The organism is Streptomyces sp. SYP-A7185, from assembly GCF_046103685.1.
GTDB lineage: Bacteria > Actinomycetota > Actinomycetes > Streptomycetales > Streptomycetaceae > Streptomyces.
This window is the reverse complement of sequence record NZ_CP122310.1, coordinates 176,758-197,099: the sequence shown is the minus strand read 5'-3', so window position 1 is coordinate 197,099 and position 20,342 is coordinate 176,758. Positions and strand designations below refer to the sequence as shown.

The 20,342-nt window shown below is 69.2% G+C and carries 23 protein-coding genes; 10 read left to right on the top strand and 13 right to left on the bottom strand.

What is annotated here, in order from left to right:
- The first annotated feature begins 36 nt into the window (after window positions 1-36).
- Window positions 37-597 (top strand): RNA polymerase sigma factor, encoded by a 561-nt coding sequence (locus QBL25_RS00975; protein ID WP_409055024.1) that lies wholly within the window; start codon window positions 37-39, stop codon window positions 595-597.
- The gene (locus QBL25_RS00970) at window positions 581-1,357 is read left to right on the top strand and encodes an anti-sigma factor (protein ID WP_409055023.1); all 777 of its coding nucleotides are present in this window, start codon (window positions 581-583) and stop codon (window positions 1,355-1,357) included. Before QBL25_RS00975 ends, QBL25_RS00970 begins: the two co-directional genes overlap by 17 nt.
- A gap of 232 nt (window positions 1,358-1,589) precedes the next feature.
- Here QBL25_RS00970 and QBL25_RS00965 read toward each other — a convergent pair whose 3' ends face one another.
- Together QBL25_RS00965 and QBL25_RS00960 are read right to left on the bottom strand one after the other, a co-directional pair.
- On the bottom strand, window positions 1,590-2,000 hold the full coding sequence (locus QBL25_RS00965; protein WP_409055022.1) for a hypothetical protein: 411 nt from the start codon (window positions 1,998-2,000) through the stop codon (window positions 1,590-1,592).
- Window positions 2,001-2,439: 439 nt separating this feature from the next.
- Window positions 2,440-3,783 (bottom strand): hypothetical protein, encoded by a 1,344-nt coding sequence (locus QBL25_RS00960; protein WP_409055021.1) that lies wholly within the window; start codon window positions 3,781-3,783, stop codon window positions 2,440-2,442.
- A 343-nt stretch (window positions 3,784-4,126) separates the two neighbouring features.
- Between QBL25_RS00960 and QBL25_RS00955 the strand changes: the two genes are divergently transcribed.
- The 3 genes from QBL25_RS00955 (at window position 4,127) to QBL25_RS00945 (ending at window position 5,461) form a co-directional block, all read left to right on the top strand.
- The gene (locus QBL25_RS00955) at window positions 4,127-4,552 is read left to right on the top strand and encodes a hypothetical protein (protein ID WP_409055020.1); all 426 of its coding nucleotides are present in this window, start codon (window positions 4,127-4,129) and stop codon (window positions 4,550-4,552) included.
- Window positions 4,553-4,825: 273 nt separating this feature from the next.
- Window positions 4,826-5,116: a hypothetical protein gene (locus tag QBL25_RS00950; RefSeq protein ID WP_409055019.1), complete on the top strand. Its 291-nt coding sequence runs from the start codon at window positions 4,826-4,828 to the stop codon at window positions 5,114-5,116.
- A gap of 42 nt (window positions 5,117-5,158) precedes the next feature.
- Window positions 5,159-5,461, top strand: coding sequence for a hypothetical protein (locus QBL25_RS00945; protein WP_409055018.1), 303 nt, complete (start codon window positions 5,159-5,161; stop codon window positions 5,459-5,461).
- A 112-nt stretch (window positions 5,462-5,573) separates the two neighbouring features.
- Here QBL25_RS00945 and QBL25_RS00940 read toward each other — a convergent pair whose 3' ends face one another.
- On the bottom strand, window positions 5,574-6,332 hold the full coding sequence (locus tag QBL25_RS00940; protein ID WP_409055017.1) for an SDR family oxidoreductase: 759 nt from the start codon (window positions 6,330-6,332) through the stop codon (window positions 5,574-5,576).
- Window positions 6,333-6,433: 101 nt separating this feature from the next.
- Between QBL25_RS00940 and QBL25_RS00935 the strand changes: the two genes are divergently transcribed.
- Both QBL25_RS00935 and QBL25_RS00930 read left to right on the top strand, forming a co-directional pair.
- Complete coding sequence (locus tag QBL25_RS00935; protein ID WP_409055016.1) at window positions 6,434-7,321, top strand: helix-turn-helix transcriptional regulator; 888 nt, start codon at window positions 6,434-6,436, stop codon at window positions 7,319-7,321.
- Window positions 7,322-7,490: 169 nt separating this feature from the next.
- On the top strand, window positions 7,491-7,742 hold the full coding sequence (locus tag QBL25_RS00930; RefSeq protein ID WP_409055015.1) for a hypothetical protein: 252 nt from the start codon (window positions 7,491-7,493) through the stop codon (window positions 7,740-7,742).
- Here the strand turns inward: QBL25_RS00930 and QBL25_RS00925 are convergent.
- Window positions 7,729-8,988 (bottom strand): MFS transporter, encoded by a 1,260-nt coding sequence (locus QBL25_RS00925; protein WP_409055014.1) that lies wholly within the window; start codon window positions 8,986-8,988, stop codon window positions 7,729-7,731. The genes QBL25_RS00930 and QBL25_RS00925 overlap by 14 nt on opposite strands.
- An 85-nt stretch (window positions 8,989-9,073) precedes the next feature.
- On the opposite strand from QBL25_RS00925, the gene QBL25_RS00920 reads away from it, so the two are divergent.
- Window positions 9,074-9,400 carry an ArsR/SmtB family transcription factor gene (locus QBL25_RS00920; protein ID WP_409055013.1) on the top strand — a complete coding sequence of 109 codons (327 nt, stop codon included), beginning with the start codon at window positions 9,074-9,076 and terminating at the stop codon, window positions 9,398-9,400.
- Window positions 9,401-10,554: 1,154 nt separating this feature from the next.
- Here the strand turns inward: QBL25_RS00920 and QBL25_RS00915 are convergent.
- The 3 genes from QBL25_RS00915 to QBL25_RS00905 are packed head-to-tail and all read right to left on the bottom strand — an operon-like array spanning window position 10,555 to window position 12,613.
- Entirely contained in the window at window positions 10,555-11,331 is a 777-nt protein-coding gene (locus QBL25_RS00915) for an SDR family NAD(P)-dependent oxidoreductase (protein ID WP_409055012.1), read from the bottom strand.
- Window positions 11,332-11,358: 27 nt separating this feature from the next.
- Entirely contained in the window at window positions 11,359-11,757 is a 399-nt protein-coding gene (locus QBL25_RS00910; RefSeq protein WP_409055011.1) for a hypothetical protein, read from the bottom strand.
- 7 nt (window positions 11,758-11,764) lie between these two features.
- Window positions 11,765-12,613 carry an NAD(P)-dependent oxidoreductase gene (locus QBL25_RS00905; protein WP_409055010.1) on the bottom strand — a complete coding sequence of 283 codons (849 nt, stop codon included), beginning with the start codon at window positions 12,611-12,613 and terminating at the stop codon, window positions 11,765-11,767.
- A 103-nt stretch (window positions 12,614-12,716) separates the two neighbouring features.
- On the opposite strand from QBL25_RS00905, the gene QBL25_RS00900 reads away from it, so the two are divergent.
- On the top strand, window positions 12,717-13,547 hold the full coding sequence (locus QBL25_RS00900) for a helix-turn-helix transcriptional regulator (RefSeq protein ID WP_409055009.1): 831 nt from the start codon (window positions 12,717-12,719) through the stop codon (window positions 13,545-13,547).
- 64 nt (window positions 13,548-13,611) lie between these two features.
- Here the strand turns inward: QBL25_RS00900 and QBL25_RS00895 are convergent, their stop codons facing one another.
- The 6 genes from QBL25_RS00895 to QBL25_RS00870 all read right to left on the bottom strand — a co-directional run bounded on the left by QBL25_RS00895 (window position 13,612) and on the right by QBL25_RS00870 (window position 19,189).
- Window positions 13,612-14,790 carry an IS30 family transposase gene (locus QBL25_RS00895; protein WP_409055008.1) on the bottom strand — a complete coding sequence of 393 codons (1,179 nt, stop codon included), beginning with the start codon at window positions 14,788-14,790 and terminating at the stop codon, window positions 13,612-13,614.
- Window positions 14,791-15,597: 807 nt separating this feature from the next.
- Window positions 15,598-16,296 (bottom strand): substrate-binding domain-containing protein, encoded by a 699-nt coding sequence (locus tag QBL25_RS00890; protein WP_409055007.1) that lies wholly within the window; start codon window positions 16,294-16,296, stop codon window positions 15,598-15,600.
- A 111-nt stretch (window positions 16,297-16,407) separates the two neighbouring features.
- Window positions 16,408-16,716, bottom strand: a complete 309-nt coding sequence (locus QBL25_RS00885; RefSeq protein ID WP_409055006.1) for a GntR family transcriptional regulator — start codon at window positions 16,714-16,716, stop codon at window positions 16,408-16,410.
- 252 nt (window positions 16,717-16,968) lie between these two features.
- Window positions 16,969-17,811 carry a maleylpyruvate isomerase family mycothiol-dependent enzyme gene (locus QBL25_RS00880; RefSeq protein WP_409055005.1) on the bottom strand — a complete coding sequence of 281 codons (843 nt, stop codon included), beginning with the start codon at window positions 17,809-17,811 and terminating at the stop codon, window positions 16,969-16,971.
- Between the two features lie 48 nt (window positions 17,812-17,859).
- Window positions 17,860-18,123 (bottom strand): hypothetical protein, encoded by a 264-nt coding sequence (locus QBL25_RS00875; RefSeq protein ID WP_409055004.1) that lies wholly within the window; start codon window positions 18,121-18,123, stop codon window positions 17,860-17,862.
- A gap of 397 nt (window positions 18,124-18,520) precedes the next feature.
- Window positions 18,521-19,189, bottom strand: a complete 669-nt coding sequence (locus QBL25_RS00870; RefSeq protein ID WP_409055003.1) for a nucleotidyltransferase domain-containing protein — start codon at window positions 19,187-19,189, stop codon at window positions 18,521-18,523.
- A 178-nt stretch (window positions 19,190-19,367) separates the two neighbouring features.
- On the opposite strand from QBL25_RS00870, the gene pip reads away from it, so the two are divergent.
- Entirely contained in the window at window positions 19,368-20,330 is a 963-nt protein-coding gene (pip, locus tag QBL25_RS00865) for a prolyl aminopeptidase (RefSeq protein WP_409055002.1), read from the top strand.
- Window positions 20,331-20,342 lie beyond the last annotated feature (12 nt).

Genomic DNA, 20,342 nt, shown 5'->3' with positions numbered 1-20,342 from the left:
GCCGGATCGCAGGTTCTGGCGGCTAGTGTGGCGGGCGTGACGCCTCCTTCCGACGACCACCTCGGCCTCGGCTTCGCCGACGGGGACGAGGCATGCCTGAGCGAGGCATACCGTCGCTTCGGAGCCCTCGTGTTCACCGTCGCTTCCCGCAAGCTGGGAGACCTGGAAGAAGCCAAAGACGTGACCCAGCAGGTCTTTGTCGGTGCCTGGAACAGCCGCAAGAACTTCGATCCGCGCCGCGGCACCCTGAAGACCTGGTTGATGGGCATCACGCACAACAAGGTCGCCGACGCCCTCACCAGACGTACACGACTCAGCCGAGATCGGGATGCACTCGCTGTGACGTTGCGCTCCGATGAGACACCCTCTGCCACCGGCACCGCAGAACTGATCGTCGACCATGTGGTGCTCACCGACGAACTCGATCGACTCCCGCCACAACAGCAAAAAGTCCTGAAGCTGGCGTTCTATGAGGACTTGAGCCAGTCCCAGATAGCCGAGAGGACCGGCCTTCCCCTGGGTACGGTCAAAAGTCACACCCGTCGCGGTATGCAGAGCCTGAGGAAACGGCTGGAGGTGGATGATGAAGCACACTGATGAGGAGGCCTTGGCCTTGATGGCGCTCGGAGAGCAGCCCTCGGACCCTGACCACCTTCACCTGTCCACCTGCCCGCAGTGCCGGCGTGAACTGCAGTCCCTGCGCCGGGTGGTGGCTGCTGCCAGGACGACCGCAGCCGAGAAGCAAAACCTGCTGGTCCCTCCGGCGGAGCTCTGGACCGACATTGCCAACGCGCTCGACATCGCCCCGCAGCCGAGCACGGCCGCGGCCGACGAGACGGCCGGCCCGGCCGATGACCGCGTGGCACCTGCCGACACCAGTGCATCCCAAACCCGTCCTCGACGAGCCTTCATGCTGCGTGTACGCAGGATCAGTCGCCTCAGCGTCACCGTGGCCGCGTGCGCCGCGCTTTTGGGCGCCGCCGCCGGCAGCGCCGTCACCTGGTGGGCAACTCGCCCAGAGACGTCAACCGCCACAGCGGACAGCCAAAAACTACGGTCCTTGACGCCAGCCTCGAGGGGTTACGCCAGCCTCACCGGCGACCGAGGTCACCGCACCCTCGCCATCCAAGTGAAAGGGCTGCCCTCGACGAAGGGATACTTCGAGGTGTGGCTCATGGACCGTTCCCACACCAAACTCGTGTCCATGGGTGTCCTCAACGCCGATGGACGTGCCACCCTGCCGGTCCCCGCCAACGTGGACCTTAGCGAGTACTCGGTCGTTGACGTCTCCGTGCAGCCCTTCAACGGCAAACCCGACCACTCGGGACGGAGCATCGTGCGCGGGCCCTACGCTTGATCACGACGACGGTCGAGGATGGGCGGGGGATCTACTGGCCAAGGGGTTGGTGGTCTGCAATCCCCTCGGTGGCGATGCTGGTCAGCGCGGACCACCCCACACCCGTCGAGCTCGCGGGTCGCCCAAGTCTCATCCCAGCAGGCCCAGCCCGTCTTCGACGCGGCACAAAATCTTCTGCGCGCGTGGTTCCGGGAGCGGTTCCCCGGCCGGGACGCGGAACTCGTCGCCCCCCTCACACCGGCCAGAATTGCAGCAGGAATCGCTCCACCCCCTCGGGCACCCCCTGCTCGGCCAGGGGCGTGACCTCTTCCTGCCCCACCACATGAGCGCGCAGCCGCCACCGCCGGTGGGGGATGCCCAGATCGATCACGTTCTCGTCCGGTCCACCGACCGTGTGGAACTGAAGCTGCCCTGAGGCGGACTCCAGCTCCGCCTCACCCGTCGCCTCCCAGGAGACGGTGTGATCGGGCTGAGGCGGTGCGTCCCAGACCTCGACAGTGAACGTGGCTGTGTGCGTGTGGCCTCCCGACTTGATGTCCACCCGCCCGTGCTGCTCCGACACCAACCCCTGGGCGCCTTCAGGCCAGGCGTCGATCAGATCCCCCTCGGCATCCTGCAACCACAGCAAGAACCGCTCGATCAAGACCGGGAACTGCTCACGATGTACCAACGCCATACCGGCGCTCCGCCCCTTAACCTCACTGCCCCGCCACATTCACCGGCTCATGATCCTAGGCGCATCAGCCGCTTGTTCCGCCTGTCGACAGGCATGACCGCCTCGCTGGCCTTCGCCCGGCCGGCCCAGGTTGGGGACCGAGGGTTCCTTGTCACCTGCACCTCAGCCGCGGTGCCCAGGAACAGCCCATGAGCCGTGCCCCGCTGGCGTGCCTGGCTGTGGTGTCCTTGGCGCTCACACGTTTCTGGGTGCGGCCGGTGCCACGCTCGGCACCACAGCCATCGTGGTTCCGCTGGCCCTCGTCTGGGCGATCTGGGCGCTGCACCGGGACCAGAAGTAGACGGGCTCGGCGTGGGGAGGTTCCGGGATGTGTCGTCAGCTGTCAGGGCGCCGGGCGCCGGGATGCTCACAGGTCGCGGAAGTTCCTGGCCGGGGGGTAGGTGACGTGGGTGCAGCCCCGCCGGGTGGTGATGTCGTCGACGTAGGCGCGGAACAGGGAGCTGAGTGCCTGGTGGCCGAGGACGTCGTCGTAGAGATGGTCGACGGTGAGGGTGTGCAGGGCGGGTTGGCCGTTGCAGGTCGAGGACGCCCACCACATGCCGTTCTCACCTCCCGCCGTTCCCGGCTTGAGCCGCACGTCGCCGCTGGTCGCTTCGTAGCCCACGGATGCGGCATCGGCACCGAAGTAGGACACCGTGCGCAGCCACCAGGGCGCATAGTCGAGCGCGCCGTCGGCCCAGGCGCGCTGATCGGCGTCCAGGCCGCCGGCGATGGCCCGGACCCGGGCGGGTCCGACCGCCAGCAAGCAGCCTTCCATGGGGTTGGCATCCCGGGCGGGAATGGGCAGGGCACGGTCGGGCAGCCGGCCTGGCCCGTCTTCCTTGGCCAGTGGGCCGGCCCAGCGGCAGGAGCCGGTGGCCGAGGCGACCGGACGCAACTTGGTGGGGACCGCAGGCATCTGCTCGGGCAGGTCCGCTAGCCGGGTGCGGCAGCCGATGCGTTGAGTGAGCTGCTGTGTGGCCGAGTATGCGAGGCGTGCCAGGCGTCGGCGGTCTCCCGCTGAGACGTCCTCGTATCGGCCCACGGCGGTGACGTGCAGCAGCCGCGGCGCTGCTTTGGCGCTGCCGGAGCCGCACTGGGCGCGGATGGTGGTGCGGAAGTTCGTGTAGGAGCCCAGTGTGCCGTCGCCCAGCGGCCACGCCTCAGGCTCGCGATCGGCGGCCGCGGTGACGTTCTCGGGGTAGGAGCTGCTGCGCGTGAAGAACGGGGAGCTTTGGCCGATCATGTTCACCGGATCGGAGTGGCCGCTGCTCTCGGCAATCAGCCGAAACAGGCCGGTGCTCCGAGCGCCGCTCACCCTGTATATGGTGCAGGCGCTGGGCAGATGCCGTGCATCGAGCCGGTAGTCGTCGTAGTCTTCGGCCCGCGCTCGGACCATGCCGCCCTGCAGATCCATCACCTGTGCCCCCGACACCAGATGGTCGCAGGCCGCGGCTATGTCGCGTTCGCTGGAGGCCCGGTCTCGGAAGTCGTCGGCGGTCAGCCAGCCCGCGTACAGGCTCAGCCCGATCCCGCCTACGGCCGTCGTCAGCCACAGCCGCCGCAAGCCCGCACCCATCATGTGCTTCCCCCGCCCCTCCCGCTCGCGGCGCCCGCCGCGTCGATCACTGAGCGTAGAGGAGATGGGTCTCAGCGTCCTCGTCAGCCCCGCACACGCCGCGACGGCGGCCGTCACCGTCTGATAGTCCACGGGCAGGTCTTCGAGTCCGGCAGCGTTCTGCCGATGCGGCACCGAACGGCGCGGTCCCACCGCCTTCCGCGCGACGGACCGACGGTCACCACGGCAGATGCTTCCTCCTCGGCCGGCGCCTCCCAGTCCTGCTCGAGACCGATCGCCCGGCACCTGAGGGCCTCTTCCGCATGGGCCGCCGCCCTCAAGAAGGGCATCCCGGTCACCTGGTCGTTCCCTTACCCGGGCATGGAGAGTGCGGCGAAGCAACTACTGGCTTAATACGTCAAGAAAGCTGGCGGGAGTCGTGCGGCACGCTCCCTGGCAGAGCAGGACCAGGACCTGAAAGGGAAGGGAACGACGCATGGCCGAGTACGGATTCGAACGCTCGCCGACAGCCTCACCGGAGGTCCTCGCCCAGCGCACTGCCCTGGCTGAAGAGGCCTGCCGCTCGCTGACCCTGGCCGGGTTTCCCGTTCATCGGAGCGGCCTCGGGGGCGGGGCCGAAGACATGCCCGGGGTGGAGGTTCACGTGGAATCCGTTGCCGACGGCGGTGTGCTGGTGGAATGGAAAACGGGAGAAGAACTGACAACTACCGCTGTGACCCTTCTGGAGGCCGGAGTTGATCCTTCACATCCGCCTTGCGTGCTGCGCCATTACTCAACCGTCCATGCATGTATGCGGGAGGCTCTTTTGAGGATCCTCGCCTCGGCGGGGTTCGACGCGGAAGAAGCGGACCCGCACAGTTACGGCGACGCGGTTGTCGTGAACAGCTTCCGGCGGCCCTGATCAGGCCCCCAACGTCACTTCCTTGCTTGGAACTGCTGGGCAACGGTGGCGGGTGAACGCGTACATAGCCCCACCCGGCCGAGGTCGTCGGCCCGAACGGCAAGGGGTGGTCCGGACGCAACGATACTGCGGGACTGCCGGCGCGCTGGTCGAAGTCACCTCCCAGGTGACCGGCAGCCAGCCCACCTCTCGCTCAAGGTCGTGCAGGATAGGCGCGGCAGCGTACGCCAGCATGGATCCAATCAATGAAGCCGGTCGAGCAGGGGAAAACCCATGGCAGTCACCATCTACGGGGAGAACAGGGTGCACGAGCGCATAGCGTGCGTCGGCGACGATCTGGATGAGAGCTTCCTGTCGGCATGCCATGCCGCTCCGGACGGGAGTGTCCTGAGCGGTGTCTTCTCCGTCGGCGACACCATGTTCAACGAACGGCAATTGGAGCAGTTCGCAGCCGAACTGGATCGGCTCCCCGAGGAGCGAAAGACGGACACGACCCGACAGGTCGCCGACATGGCACGGCGGGCGGCAGCCTCGCGCGGCTACTTGTTCATCTCCGGGGACTGACCGGACCGCTCCCCAACGACTCTCTGGAGGAAGACGGACCGCATGCCCCTTGTCATCTATGTGGAAGACCAAGTGCACGGCCGCATGGCCAAGACCTACGAGGACCACAAGGAGACGTTCCTGGCCCTGTGTGAGTCGGCGCCGGAGGACAGCATCCTGCGCGCAGTGAACCGCCACGGCGACACCATGTTCAACGAGCTGCAACTCAAAAGATTCGTCGCAGAGTTGACTGCCCTCCCGGAACGGGACAAGAACAGCACGGTGCGCAAGCTCATCGCGGCGGCCGAGTTCGCGATTGCCTCCTTCGGCTACCTGTATTTCATCGGGGAGCCCGCACGGGCCTGAGGGCCTGCCTGAGCCACTGAGAGGCGGGCGCCCCGTCTCGCGCGAGGCGCCCACTGCCGTGCTCCTCTACTCCCCACCCGGCCACCTGTGCACGGCAAGCACTGGTGCCCTGCTAGTGCGGGTCGGAGCCGTTGAGAGTTTCGACCACTGTGTCGTAGTCGCCGCGTGCTTCGCCGTACCGCAGGAACTTCACCCGCTCGACCTGGATCTCCTTTGCGTCGGGCTGGGTTTGGAGCAAGGAGACGACCTCGGTGATGAACTCGTCGAGCGGCATCGCCGCCTCGTTGTCCTGGTGTCCGGGCATGAGGGCGGTGCGCACGGCCGGCGGCACCAGTTCCACCACCCGCACCGAGGTGTCGGCGAGCTGCAGCCGGATGGACTCGCTGAGCATGTGGATGGCCGCCTTCGACGCGTTGTAGGTCGGCGTGGCCTTGAGGGGTGTGAAGGCCAGGCCGGACGAGACGGTCAGGATCGTGGCGTCCGGCCGGGTCTGGAGGTGCTCGATGAACGCGGCGATCAGCCGGATCGGGCCGAGCACGTTCGTCGTGATCGTCGCCTCGGCCGTGTCGAGGAACGAGGCCGACTCGTGCCAGTCCTCGGCGCGCATCACACCGGCCATGGGCACCAGGACGTTGAGATCCGGATGCCGGGTCAGGACTTCCTTCGCCGCGCTGTCGATGGCGGCCGCGTCGGCCGTGTCGATCGGCACGGTGTCGATGCCCGGGTGCTCGGCGGCGATCTGCCGCAGCAGCTCGGTGCGCCGGCCGCCGACGATGACGGTGTTGCCGCGTGCCTGGAGCTCGATCGCCAGGGCCAGGCCGATGCCGCTCGTGGCTCCGGGGATGAAGACGGTGTTTCCGTGGATGTTCATGAATTCCATACTGGCCGCCGCGGTGGTCGCGGTGCAGAGACGACTTGTCGGGGGATCGGCGATCCCTGGTTGAGCTGGGCCATTCAGCCGACAATGGGGGCATGGACCGACCCGCTCTCGCCGATTTCCTGCGACGACGCCGTGAGGCGCTCCAGCCTGCCGACGTCGGGCTGCCCCTTGGCGCCCGCCGCCGTACCCGCGGGCTCAGGCGCGAGGAGGTGGCCTCCCTCGCTCTGATGTCCAGCGACTACTACACGCGGCTGGAGCAGCAACGCGGTCCGCAGCCCAGCGAGCACATGTTGGCCTCGCTCGCACGGGCCCTGCGCCTGACGAGCAGCGAACGCGACTACCTCTACCGCGTCGCGGGCCGCAACGCGCCGGCGCCCGTGTCGGTGTCGCCGCATGTCGCGCCCGCGCTGCTGCGCGTGCTCGATCGCCTGGTCGACACGCCCGCGCTGATCCTCAGCGATCTGGGGGAGACGCTGGTGCAGAACGCGATGGCTGCGGCGCTCTTGGGCGACGTCTCGCATCTGACGGGGTTCGCGCGCAGCGGGGTCTATCGGTGGTTCACCGACCCTGCGGCGCGGTCGGTGTACCCCGAGTCCGACTGGGACCGCCAGAGCCGCAGCCAGGTGGCAAACCTGCGGGCCGCCTATGGGGCGAGGGGGCCGCAGTCCCGGGCCGGCGATCTCGTACGAGCGCTGCGCAAGGCCAGCGGCGAGTTCGACGACCTGTGGGCCCAGCACGCGGTGGCCGTGCGTTTTGAGGACCACAAGGTTCTCGTCCATCCCGAGGTCGGCTCGGTCGAGGTCGACTGCCAGGCGCTGTTCACGGAGGACCAGAGCCAGGTCCTGCTGGTGCTCACGGCCGCGCCGCGCAGCGAGAGCGCGGACAAGCTGCGGCTGCTCGCCGTGCTCGGCCAGGACCGCGTCAGCGCGTCGGGGAGCCAGGGGCTGTCCGGCGAATCAAGCACCGGAGCGAAGCCGTAGCCGGGCGCTGCTGCGTGGTGGTGGGGTGGAAGACGTAGGCCCCTGACCGCGACCGCCCTCACGGAGACCGCCCTCCTGCTGATGACCGCCGGTGGCGGCGGAGACGGCGTCGGCCACCGGGCCGGTCCCAACAAGCCCGCCGCCGCACATGGCGCGGCCAAGACCAGGGGTGGTAGGCCGCACCGACGCCCACCGGATCGTCGACCACTACGAGAAGATCAACAACCGGGCGGGCGAGACCCGGGACGCCGAGCTCGCGGCCACCGTCGGCGAGGGCACCCTGTTCCAGCGCAGCAGCGCCACCTTCCGGCAGGTCAGATCACGAGGGCTGGGCTCCCCCCAGTCACCTGTCCGGGGACGTGGGGGGTTTGTCCGGCGGGCGGGTGACGGGCGGCTGGGGGCGCTGCTCAGCCGGCCTTAGTTTCTTGGGGCGCCTCGGTCGTCGGCGTCGTCGCCGTCTCCGTCGGCGCAGGGTGTCCTCCTCGGTGTCCCAGGACGCGTTCGGTGATCACGGCGCAGAGGCAGAGGAGGGCCGCGATTACGGAGAAGACGGGGAAGATCGCGGTGTCGTCCCAGAGGGTCGCGCCGATGCCCACCAGGAGTGTGGGGGTGATGAGTGCGCCGTAGGCGAGCAGGTAGAACATCGACATGACTGCTCCGCGGCGCTGGGCGGGGATGTGGGCGCTGAGGTGGCGCAGGGAGCCGCCGAAGGCCAGTCCGTAGGCGCCGCCCTGGAGTGCGACGGTGATGATGATGACGGTGGCGTTGCCGGTCGCGAAGCCGGCTATGCCGGCCAGCATGAGCACGGCGAGCGCGGTGTCTCCGGCGAGCGCGACCGTGCGGGCCGGGTGGCGGGCGCTGGCTGCCTGGGCGAGTGCGGCGGACAGGGTCACCGCCGCGATGACCACGCCGCCGAAGAACGGCCCGTCGACGTGCGCGGCGTGGGCGGCGATCGAGGGTTCCAGCGAGAAGCAGACCCCCAGCACGGCCCAGGCGGCACCGGCGCCGATCACGGCGAAGACGAAGTGCCCGCGGATTTCCCTGGGCACCTGCGGACGCGGGATCCCCAAAGGCGCGGTACCGGCCGACGAGTGCGGTTCGCGCATGACCACGAGCAGGACGAGCAGGACCAGGGCGATGAGTGCGTCGGCGAGATAGGGGAGGAGCAGGGGGTGGAAGCCGGTTTGGGCCAGGCCCGCGGTGCCGAGCGCGGCGAGGGCGATGCCGATGTTGAACGCGATGGCGGTGAGCGTTCCGCTGCGCGCCGCCCGCTGTGGGCTCACGTCCAGCAGGGCGGCTCCGGCGACCACCACGACCGCGCCGATCCCCGCGCCGTTCAGCATCCGGGCCACGACGAGATGGCCGGGCCCGGTGGCGAGGATGAAGACGGCCAGCCCGGCCAACAGCAGCAGGAGGGCGACCAAGAGCACGGGCCGGCGGCCGTAGCGGTCGGACAGGGGCCCGGAGACGATGATCGCGACGACCGCCACGGCCCCGTACGCGGCGAAGATGACGGTGGTCAAAATGGGCGGGTAGTGCCACTTCTCGGCGTAGAGGGAGTAGAGCGGCGAGGGGATGGCGGAGGTCGCCTGCCCCAGCATGAGCAGGGCGAGCAGGGCCGCGTAGCTCCATGACTGGGGTCGGCGGCCCGGGGAGGGTGCCTTCACGAGGGCTCCAGGAAGTATGATGGGGGTCGTACTTCGAGGATGCTAGGGAGAAGTACGACGCACGTCAAACTTGTGGAGTTGTCTGATGCCGTCCTGGGAGACCCCGCCCGACCAGTTGCCGCCCGTGGCCACCGTCCAGAAGCTGCTGCGCGCCCTCGCGGACCCCGCGCGCCTGGAAATGGTCCGTCGCCTGGCCACACACCCCGCTGGTGAAGCCCCCTGCTCGGACCTCTACGAGGGCCTGAACAAGTCCACCGCGACCCACCACTTCAAGATCCTGGTCGAGGCAGGCGTCCTGCACCCGGTCATGGTCGGCCCCTCCCGCGGACACCGCCTGCGCCGCACCTCTCTCCAGGAAGCGGCACCGGGCCTGCTGGACGCGCTGATGACGGCCATGGCACGCGAGCGCTGACGATCTCGACACCGCTCACGGCGCACGAGGGGTGTCCACCGCGACCACGCGGGCGCGTGCGCCGCCCTCACCGCCACGAGGCCCCGCAGGCCCGCTCCCGGCCGATGCGTCGCGCGGACTGGTCAACTCCTGTACCCGTCCATCCGCTGAATGCGGCATCGGCCCGGCCGCGGCTCTTGCCTCCACGGGAGTCACACCCCTGCGCGAAGCGGCCCCTGGAGGTTGACCGCGCACAACTTGCGGCAGTTCTCGGGTCCAGGGACGAACTCATGCACCCCTCCAGGGATGAACGCCTGCACGGCGATCCCCACGGTCCGCCCCCACCGCCTCCCCAGGCCCCGGCCCCACCTCTCCATGGCCGTACTCAGGCAGGGGAGGGGTGCGCGACACAGAGGGTGGTCGTCGCCTCCTTGGAGGGGCAGCCCTGGCTCAGGAGCTGGCTCTTGGCCCCTGCGGTGACGGCCATGCAGGGGTGCGGCTCCTGCACAGCTGCTCGACACGAGCCGGGGGTTGAGGTTGTGTGTCGTTCTGCGGCACAGGGCGACGTGTGGTGCTGGGCCTGGCGGCCAGTTGGACCTTTGCTGTCGGCCTCGGGGGTAGTGGGTGAAGGGCCTGTCGAGTGATCGTGCGGGAGATGTCTCGACGTCAGCTTCAGCTTCACTCTTCGGTGCCGCCCTGGGATGTGAAGGCCTGTCAGCGGGTTCGGCGTCTTGGATATGCAGGGTGCGGTATGTGTTGTCCCTGGAGAGCTCCCCGGGGCGCAGGGTGTACGGGGGTGGGGCGTGGTCGTAGGACGGACCCTCGCGGCTGGGCCGCCTCGATGCCTTTGTGTACTCGCCTGCCGCCTGGGTGGGGTGGGGAGGCGGGCGAGGGCCCTCTGCGCGTTCCGGGCCCCGACCGCATCGGCGCGCCGGTCAGCACGGCCCTGCTCACCCCTCGTTGATGCGCGTGGCGGGCGACGGGCGTGGGTTCGCGGGGGCCGACGTGGGCGCTGGTGGCAGTCTGCGTGATGTTGGCCCTGCTGGTCGTGGCGCAGATCATCGACCCGGCCTCTGGTTTGCGCGCTGCTGAGCACGCGGCGGGCGCCGCCCGTGCATGGGGGCGGCGCCCGAACGAGGCGATGGTGTTGAGCGTAGGAGTGCCGTCGGCTGCGGCTACTTGCTGTAGCGGGTGGCGAGCGCCGGGCTCTGGCCGCCGAAGGCGGCGAGGTCAGCGGTGAACACGTTCTGCAGGAGCTGGTAGTCCTCGACACCGGGGGCGCTGACGATCTCGCCGAGCTCCAGGCCGCGCAGGGCGCCGGTGACGAGGTCGTCGGCGCTCATGCGGGGAACTGCGCTCATGTCCAGGCCCTGGGAGGAGTGGAACTCGGTGGCCACGACGCCGGGGCAGACCACGGCGACGGTGACGCCGGAGTCCTGGACCTCGGCGGCGAGCGTCTGGGTCATGGTGACGAGGTAGGCCAGTGTTCCGGCATACACGGCGCGGCGGGGCATGACGCTCTTGTCGGCGGGGCCGGAGAAGGCGATCATGCCGGCGACGTTGAGGATGGTGCCCGTTCCGCGCTGCTGCATGGGGCCGACCGCGGCGCGCATGAGCTGGGTGGGGGCCAGGACCTTGACGTTGACGAGCTCCTGGACCTTGTCGGCGGGCAGGTCGACCAGCGGCATGTAGTGGGAGACGCCGGCGTTGTTGACGAGCATGTCCAGCGGCTCGGTGGCGCAGATCTCCGCGAGGGCGCTGACGCCTTCGGTGGTGGCCAGGTCGGCGGTGACGGTGCGCACGGTGGTCTCGGGGTGGGCGGAGGCGAACTCCTCGAGGCGCTCCTGGCGGCGGCCGACGATGATCAGGTCGTAGCCGTCGGCGGCGAAACGTTCGGCGAACGCCTTGCCGATGCCGGAGGTCGCGCCGGTGACGAGGGCGAGCTTGCTCATGAGGGAGGTCCTTTCGCGGGACGCGGCTCAGGCGGCCGGGTCGGTGGGGGGTCTGGTGCAGCCAGGCGAACTTGCTGCGGTTCTGCTCGGCGACGCGTCGAGGTCTGCTTCGGCATCGCCCGCGTCGAGGCGCCACTCGACGATCAACGGCAGTTCGGCCAACGCAAGGCCGCTGTCCACGCGGGCGCTCTCCACGTGCCCGCCATTCACGTGGACGGCGGGCGGGCCCAGCCGGTATACGGCGATGTCACCGCGGTGCGCCATCTCGCGGGGGCGGGCGGTGAAGTCGGCACCGCTGGCGGTGAACCAGCTCATCTGGATGTGGCTGTCGGCACTGGGGCAGGCGGCCAACTGCGTGTACCAGGAGCAGTTGCGGCTCCCGGGCTCGCGCGTGACGGGTTGGGTGGCCTCGCTGATGCCGTCCATGACGGCCTCAGCCGTTGAGGCGGGTCAGCAGCGCGGGCAGCCTGCGGGCTCCGGACAGGCCGCGCGCGGTGACCTCACCTGCTTCGACACCGGCGTCGCGCATCGCCTGGTCGAACAACTCCATGTCCAGGGCTTCCACCTTGGACAGGTGCTCGACGGTGTCGGTGCGGACCATGGTGTTCAGCAGGCTCAGGGCGGCGCTGGAGGCACTGCCGAGCTGGAGTACGTCCACCAGCGAGCCGAGGTCGAGGTCGAGCTGGGCGGCGAGGGCGACGATGTCGGCAATCGAGCTCTGGTTGAGCATCAGCAGCGCGTTGTTGAACAGCTTCGCCGTCTGCCCCGCGCCGGTCTGCCCGAGGTGCACGACGTGCGCGGAGAACGCCGCGAACACCGGGCGGCACTGCTCGAACGCCGCGTCGGGCCCGCCGACCATACAGGTCAGCCGCTTCTCCTCGGCCGCAGGCCGGCCGCCGCTGACCGGCGCGTCCAGCACCGCGACCCGCCGGGCCGCGCACTGCTGGGCAAGACGGGTGGCGGTGGCCGGTACGCCGGTGCCGTGGTTGACGACGACGGCACCGCTGCGCAGGTGCGGCAGCATCTGGGCGACGAGTCGCTCGACGTCCTGGTCGGTGCCCACGCACAGGGCGACGACGTCGCACGCGGCCGCCAGGTCCTCGACCGAGCCCGCCGCCTCGTGGGGGGTGCCCGCGAGGGGCTCCAGGGAGGCGGGTCGCCGGGCCCAGACCCGCAGGGCGAAGCCGGCCTCTGCCACGGCGCGGGCCATCGGCAGACCTTGGTCGCCCAAGCCGATGAATCCGACGACGGGAGTGTGCTTGGGTGCTGTGGGTCCGTTCATCAATCCCAGCATCCGCACTATTCGAATGAATAGGTAATAGACCCGCTTTTCTGGGACTATCAGTACCAGGCTAGGCAAAAGGCCTTTCTGTCACTATGGCGGCATGCCCACCACGGAACTCGGCGAAGCCCTGCACGCCTGGCGCCACCGTGTCACCCCTGACCAGGCCGGACTCTCCGGCGGTGGCCGCCGGCGCACCCCCGGACTGCGGCGCGAAGAACTGTCCCAGCTCGCCGGGATCTCCGCGGACTACATCATCCGCCTCGAACAGGGGCGCGCCCGCAACCCCTCCCCCCAGATCGTCGAATCGCTCGCCCGCGCCCTGCGGCCGGAGAGCGGCGAACGCGAGCACCTGTTCCGGCTCGCCGGCCTCGCGGTGCCCGGGCCCGGCACCGTGCCCCGCCACATCACTCCCGGCGTCCATCGCATCCTGGACCGCCTGGACTCCACGCCCGTCGCCGTCTACGACGCCACATGGACCCAGCTGCTGGCCAACCCGCTGTACACCGCGTTGATAGGAGCATGGTCCGGGCCCGACCTCAATGCCGCATGGCGGGCGTTCGTCACCTCCACCACCCGCGTGCGCCACACCCCGGAGTCCAACGGAGCCCTGCAACGCCTCCTGGCCGCCGATCTGCGCCGCACCAGCGCCCTGTATCCCCAGGACGCAGCGCTCGCCGAGCTGATCGACCAACTGCGTTCGCGCAGCGCGCTGTTCGGTGAACTGTGGGAGTCCGGTGCGACCGCCGAACACCAGTCGAGCCGCAAGACCATCGACCATCCCACCGTCGGTCCGCTCACCCTGGACTGCGACGTCCTCCACGTCGCCGGCAACCACCTGCGGATCATGGCCTACACCGCCAAACCCGGCACCCAGGACGCCGAACGCCTGGCCCTGCTCTCCGTCATAGGGACCCAGACCCTCACCGGGTGAGACCGCCACGGCATGCTCCCAGGCCCAGCGAAGCCGAGCTGCCGGACGTCAAACGATGGCGAGCTCAAGCGGTCAGCGCATCACCGCTGTTCAGGAGGTCAGCGTAGATCTCTGCCGGAGTGCGATAGCCGTGGGTCCTGCGCGGGCGGTGGTTGAGCTCGTGGGCGATGGCGTCCAGGTCGGCCTGGCTGAACGTACGGAGGTCCGCGCCCTTGGGCAGGTACTGCCGAAGCAGCCGGTTGGTGTTCTCGTTGGTGCCGCGCTGCCACGGGCTCCGGGGCTTGCAGAGGTAGATCGGCATACCCGTCTCGGCGGTGATGGCCTGATGCTCGGCCATCTCCCGGCCCCGGTCCCAGGTGAGGGTCCGTCGCAGCCGAGGCGGGATGCCGAGGAGACTCCTGGTGAGGTGCGGTGCGACCTGCTCGGCCTTGATGCCGTCGGACAGCGCGACGATGGCCGTGTAGCGGCTGGTGCGCTCGACGAGCGTGGCGACGGCCGAGGGCCGGGTGCCCATCACGAGGTCGCCCTCCCAGTGGCCGGGAACCTTGCGGTCCTCGACCTCTGCGGGGCGGGCGGTGATGGACACCATACCGCGGATGACGCCCCGGCCTGTGGGCCGGCGGGCGATCTTCGGACGACGCATGGGCCTGCCTGACCGCAGCCGCTGGGTGAGGCTGCGGTCGATCGCCTGGCGCCGGCGAGGGTCGTAGAGCGAGAGGTAGATCGCTTCGTGCGAGACCTGTATGGAGGCGTCACCGGGGAACTGCCGTCGCAGCCATCCTGCGATCTGTTCGGGTGACCAGCACAGAGCCAGCTTGGCCTCCACCAAGGCGCGCAGAGCGGGCCGCTGGGCGAGCTTGGCCTGCTTGGGGCGGCGCCCGCGCTCGTAGGCGGCCGCATCGGCCGACGCGGCTCGGTAGCGGTCCCGGCCACCGTTGCGGGCGATCTCGCGGGAGACGGTCGAAGGGGATCGGCCCAGCCGCTTGGCCAGCTGCCGGGCTGATTCCCCGGCGGCGATGCCGCGGGATATCTCCTCGCGCTCGCTGCCGCTCAGATGCCGCTCTGACCGCGTCTGCGGAGGGAGGCGGACGTCGCCGCTCTGGTGCAGGAAGCGACGGGCGTGCTGCATCGGTGCCCCGAGCGCCCGACCGATCAAGCTGAACGACTGCCCCTCGCGCCAGCGTCTCCAGATCTCGTCCTGTTGAGCCGGCGAGAACCCGTAGTCACGCACCTGTGCCTCCACGATCACATGATCATCCGTGGGTGGTGCGTTGATCACTTGAGGGTGCCATCGTCTGCAGACAGTCGGCTGGCCCGTCCGGCGAACCCTTGCGCTCCGCGGGCTCACGGCTGGGCGGGCCCCGCAGCGGGTTGAACTCGAAGCTGCGCAGGTGGGGGTTCCGGCTCAGCCTCCGTGGCTCGGTCTCGACCTTGCACGCTTTCCGGTCGACGATGAGTGGCGCTCAGTGAGGCCCTGCGGGAGCACCCGGTCGGAGCTGTTGCGCCCGGCCCTGGAAGCGGCCTGAGTCATCCCGTCGCCGGACTGCGGCGATGAATGATCGGGCGTGGACGAGGAGGTGTCGGCGCACCTCCAGCGGTGGAGGATGCTGGCGGTCATAGGTAGGTGCTTGGCTCTGTCCTTGATCTGGCAGGTCATCGAGGGCGGGCCTCTGCCTGTGCTGCTCATCCGCATCGTGTTCTCTGCCTTCAAGTGGCAGCACGGCACGCGGGTGGAAGTGGGCCTGAGGAGTGGCCGGCTGCGGAGCGGCTCCTGGTGGCCAGTGGTCTCGTGCCAAGTGCCGGCCGCAGGGGTGGTCGCGTGTCAGTTATTGGTTTGGGCTGCCGTGTCCTGGCGGAGGAGGGTGGCGGCGCCGGGGTCCGAGCCGAGCACCGCCGCAGTCAGCGTGGCCAGGAGGGTCGAGTGCGGGGGACGGGGAGAGTGTTGTCCCCGCGCGGAGGGCCAATGCCTGCGGCCTGGGCGGAAGAGGCTGAAAACTGGTGGAGCGGTCGTCGGCATGAGGGGAACGCTGCCGGACCGGGACGGAAGGAATCAAGAAGGACTGGCGGCCCGCGCGCCGCAGGAGGCACGGACGGTCAGTCGGGGCCGCAGCCAGATGTGGCGTAGCTCGGCGTCGGGTTCCTCCAGGCGGCGCAGCAGGGTCTCCAGGCCCAGCGCGCCGAGGCGGAACTTTTCTGGTGCGACCGAAGTGAGCGGTATGGGCTCAGTGGCGGCGTGCCGGTCTTCGCAGGAGACCAGGGCCAGATCGCCGGGGATGGATACGCCGGCCCGGCGTGCGGCGGCCAGCAGCGCAGATCCCTCCATGTCGCCGAAACAGACCAGTGCCGTCGCGCCGCTGCTCACAGCGGCGGCCAGGACGGCGTCCGCGAGGGGTGGTTGAGCGGCCAGCACCGCTTCGAAGCCGTCGTGGCCGGCGATGAGCGGCCAGTTCAGGCGAGCGGTGACGCGCAGCCCGAGAGCGGCGGCGCCTTGGGTGAACCCTGCCGCCGTTCCGCGGCTGGGGGCGGCCTTTTGCCGGCAGACGAGCGCCACATCGCGGTGGCCCAGTGCGGCCAGGTGCGCGAGGGCGAGATAGGCGCCGCCGGCATGGTCGGTGGAGACATGCTCGCTGGGGTCGTCGATTCCGGTGGGCGCTCGCTCCACCAGGACGTAGGGCAGGGGGAGTGTCCGCAGCAGGCGGGCGTGTGCGCGGGGAGCGGCGTCGGCGGGGCCCGGGTGGGTGAGGAGCAACCCCTGGGCCGATGCCAGGTGGTCGGCGAGACGGGCCAGCCGCTTCCAGCCACGGTCGGCGTAACCGGTGGTGTATACGTCGATCGTTGTTCGGGTGCGTTCGGCCGCTGCCTAGATGCCTGCGATCATCGGCGGGAAGTAACAGGAGCGTTCGGGGAGCACGACAGCGATCCGCCGCCGTGCGCCCGGCGGATCAGGCGCGATGCGGGCAAACGTGCCGACGCCCTGGCGCCGCTCGAGGCTCCCCTCCGCAGCCAGTACCTCCAAGGCGCGCCGTACGGTGTTCACGGACAGGCCATGGTCGGCGGCCAGCTGGCCCTCGGTCGGCAGCTTGCTGCCCGGCGGCCAGGCGCCGCCCCGTATCCCGCGCCGCAACTCCGCCGCAAGCTGCAGGTACTTGATGGGTGCGCCAATTGCCATGGAGGCATTCTGGACGACGCGTGATCACTGGAACAGGAGGCCCAGCGCACCGAGTCGCCTTGGGACGGTTCGTACCGGTGCTCGGCAGCAGGAGGCGACCCAGCTTCATAGCGGGCTCGGGCAGGCTCACCGCACCGGACTACCGGTAGCAGGGCGTTGCCGATGCCCACTCGGCATTTTTTCAAGGGTGTCCGGGGCGCGCAGAGGTCGCAGCCGGCCGGGCAGATCAGGTCGCTGGCGATGCCGGCGCCGTCAGTGGACGATGGACACGATGTGGCACGCGGCTTCGGCGAGCCGGCGATCTCCCCGCACCTGGGCCCGGGACAGGGCGTCCGCGGGATCGAAGTTCCGCGTGGACAAGCGCCATACGGACTCTGTGTCCAGCAGCATGGTTGCGGTTGGTCGCCCGCTCGGCCTTTCCGCCAACGACCAGCGATCCGCTGCGGCAGTGACTGTCCAGCATGCGCCGCCTGGGCCCTCGGCCATCACCTGGACCTGCGCTCCTACGGGTGCCGACGTGTTTCGCAGTGTGTGGGGCAGGGCCCGCATGAAGGTGTCGAGGACCATACCCAGGGCACGCGGCTCCGGATCGGTGTCGCGGCCGATGGCGTGGCGGATCTGCTGCCGGTGAGTCCAGTGCTCGGTGAACTCCCGGGCGATGTCCAGCCACGCCGGCGCGGGCGCGACGCCTGCCCACGACACGCCCAGGGCAGCCGCGTGGAGGTCGGCTGTGGCGAACTGTTGGGCGAGCTGGGTCCCGGCTGCTGTCGGGGCATCGATGAGCGCGGCCGGGCTGTCGTCGGCGTGCGACTCGACCCATTCCTGATTCGTACGGTGGATGAACGCTTCGAGGGTCTCGCCATCGGCGAAGCCGTTCCGGTAACCGTGGCCGAGGCGGCCGTAGTAGCCGCCGAGAAGGTGGGTGGCGACGTCGTGCACCGTCCACTGCCCGGCTGCCGTTCTGCCCCAGTCGGAGGGTGCCAGACCACGCAGGGTGTCGAGCAGCGACCTGTGCTCCGGACCGAACAGCGCACGCGCGTCGATCGGGGGCCCCAGCCAGGAGCTGCCGGACACACCGTTGGACTCGGGACTCATGGGGCACAGCCTGACAGGCAGAAACCATGCCCTGCCATCGAATACCCCTCACGCCCCGGAGTGTCCGGGTACGTCGCGCTCTTGGGCCCCGACGTATCCCGACCTGCCGCCTGCGACAACAGGGCTGGGACCAGACGAGCGAGAATCCAGCGCATGGATGATGCGTTCACACTTCTCCGGCGGGCTGTCGACCTGCTGCCCGAGGACGCCGTTGCTGAGAACGGCGCGCCGCTCGGGGAGGTTCGTGAGGGTGTCGCGCACCAGGAATGGGAAATCGTGCTCGACCTTCTCATCGAGATCGCGGATGTTCATCCCACGGCCCAATCCTTCTGGGAGGCCCTTGCTGAGGCCGCGCGGCAGATGATGCTCGACCGCACGCGCCGCTGGTGCCAGTGGCGGGGCCGGGAAGCCACGTTCGGAACCTTCCGTGCGACGCTGACCCTGCTGGGGACAGACGAGGGCGGACGCCGTGGCGCCTTCTCAGGGGATGGTCAGCTCCGACCTTTGTGGGACATCGGTAACCGCACTGCTGATGGAGAGCGAGATCTGAACATCGCCTCGATATGGGTGGAGTTCGCGCGGGAACTCGGCCCTGGGGAGACCGCAGATGTCCGGCTGGCTCCTCTGCGCCCCGAGCAGTGGCGGATTCTGAGGCCCGGTCACGTGATCACCATGCATGAGGGCCGACCTGTCGTCGGGACGGCCACAGTCATCGAGGTTCCAAGCCAAGCCTCGGCTGCAGGTCCGCAATCCAGCGGTGACCCGGGTGCACACGGGCGAGCAGCTCGGCCAGGGCCTCGCGCTGAGTAGAGGTCATGTGCGGGACGGTCGCCTCGAAGTCCGTCTGATCCTTTCGACGGGTGTGCTTGGCCTTGAACAGCAGGACCAGTTCGGGTGCCAGATACGGGATGCCGTCGTGGGTGCGGTGAATGATGTCGCTGTAGGGAAGCCGGATCCTCTCGTCGCGTCGGCAGATCCAGGTGTCGCCGTCGTGCGGTTCGCGGAACACGTCGAGCAGGTAGTTTCCGGTCGCCGGATCGCGGAGCCATGTCTGTTGCACGGTGGCCAGCACCTCTGGTGTGGCGTCCTCCCAGATGCGGCCGCTGCCTACCGCAGCGAAGACGTACCCGGGGAAGCGGTCGCGGACTTCTGGAAAACTCGCGGCCGGAATCGCGATCTCGATGTCTCCATGCGCACGCGTCTGCCTGCCGCGGAACAGGTCCAGCGCCCAGCCCGCGGCCACGTACCAAGGCGTACTGATCCCGGTCAACCGCTGCGCGACCTCACCCGGGGTCCAGCAGGATGACCACTTGGCGTGCAGGGCTTCGATCTCGTCGGGTGACATCTCGATGCCACCGCTGGGTAGCTGCTCGCTCACTTGCAGGAATCTATCAGCGGAGCCGAAGGCCCCTGGGTGTCGCCCATGGAGGAGAACAACCGGCTGCGCGTCTTCCCCTCAGAGACGTTTGCCCGGCTGCCTGAGGTGCGCGCCCACCCCCGCGTGAAAGCCTGTGCGTGCATGTACGTGTTGGAGGTGTGCCGTGCGGAGGACGGAAATGGACGAGCTGTTCCCACCGATCGAGCCATACGACCAGGGGATGCTCGACGTCGGGAACGGTCACCTCGTGTACTGGGAGGTCTGTGGCAATCCGGACGGCAAACCGGCAGTCGTCGTCCATGGAGGGCCGGGGTCAGGGTGCGGTGCCGGTGCGCGCCAGTACTTCGATCCGGAGAGGTATCGAGTCGTCCTCTTCGACCAGCGCGGCTGTGGGCGCAGCCGTCCACACGCGAGCGACCCCCTCACCGACATGAGGCACAACACCACCCAGCACCTGATCGCCGACATGGAGCAGCTGCGCGAGCGCCTGGGGATCGACCGCTGGTTGCTGCACGGCGGCTCGTGGGGCTCCACGCTGATCCTGGCCTACGCCGAGACGTACCCGGAGCGGGTGTCGGAGATCGTCATCTCCGCTGTCACCACCACCCGGCGCTCCGAGATCGACTGGCTCTACCGCGGTGTCGGCCGGTTCTTTCCCGAGCAGTGGGAACGCTTCCTGGCGGGTGCCCCCGGCACACCGCGAGACGGCGACATCGTCGCGGCCTACGCGCGTCTGGTGGAAGACCCGGAGGCCGCGGTACGGGAGAGGGCCACGGCCGACTGGTGCGCCTGGGAAGACGCGGTCCTGTCCGGAGAGATGAACGGCGCCTCCAACCCCTACGGCGACCGCCCGCCCTCCGCACAGCTGGCTTTGGTGCGCATCTGTGCGCACTACTTCTCCCACGGTGCGTGGCTGGAAGAAGGTCAACTGCTGCGCGACGCCCACCGCTTGGCCGGCATCCCCGGTGTCCTGATCCACGGCCGACTGGATCTGGCCGGTCCGCTCGACACCGCCTGGGAGCTGGCTCGCGCATGGCCCGCCGCCGAGCTGATCGTCTTCGATGACGCGGGCCATTTGGGCAGTGACACGTCACGCGCCCATGTGCTCAGGGCCCTTGACCGTTTCGCCCACGAGAGGTGAGTCCGAACCGAG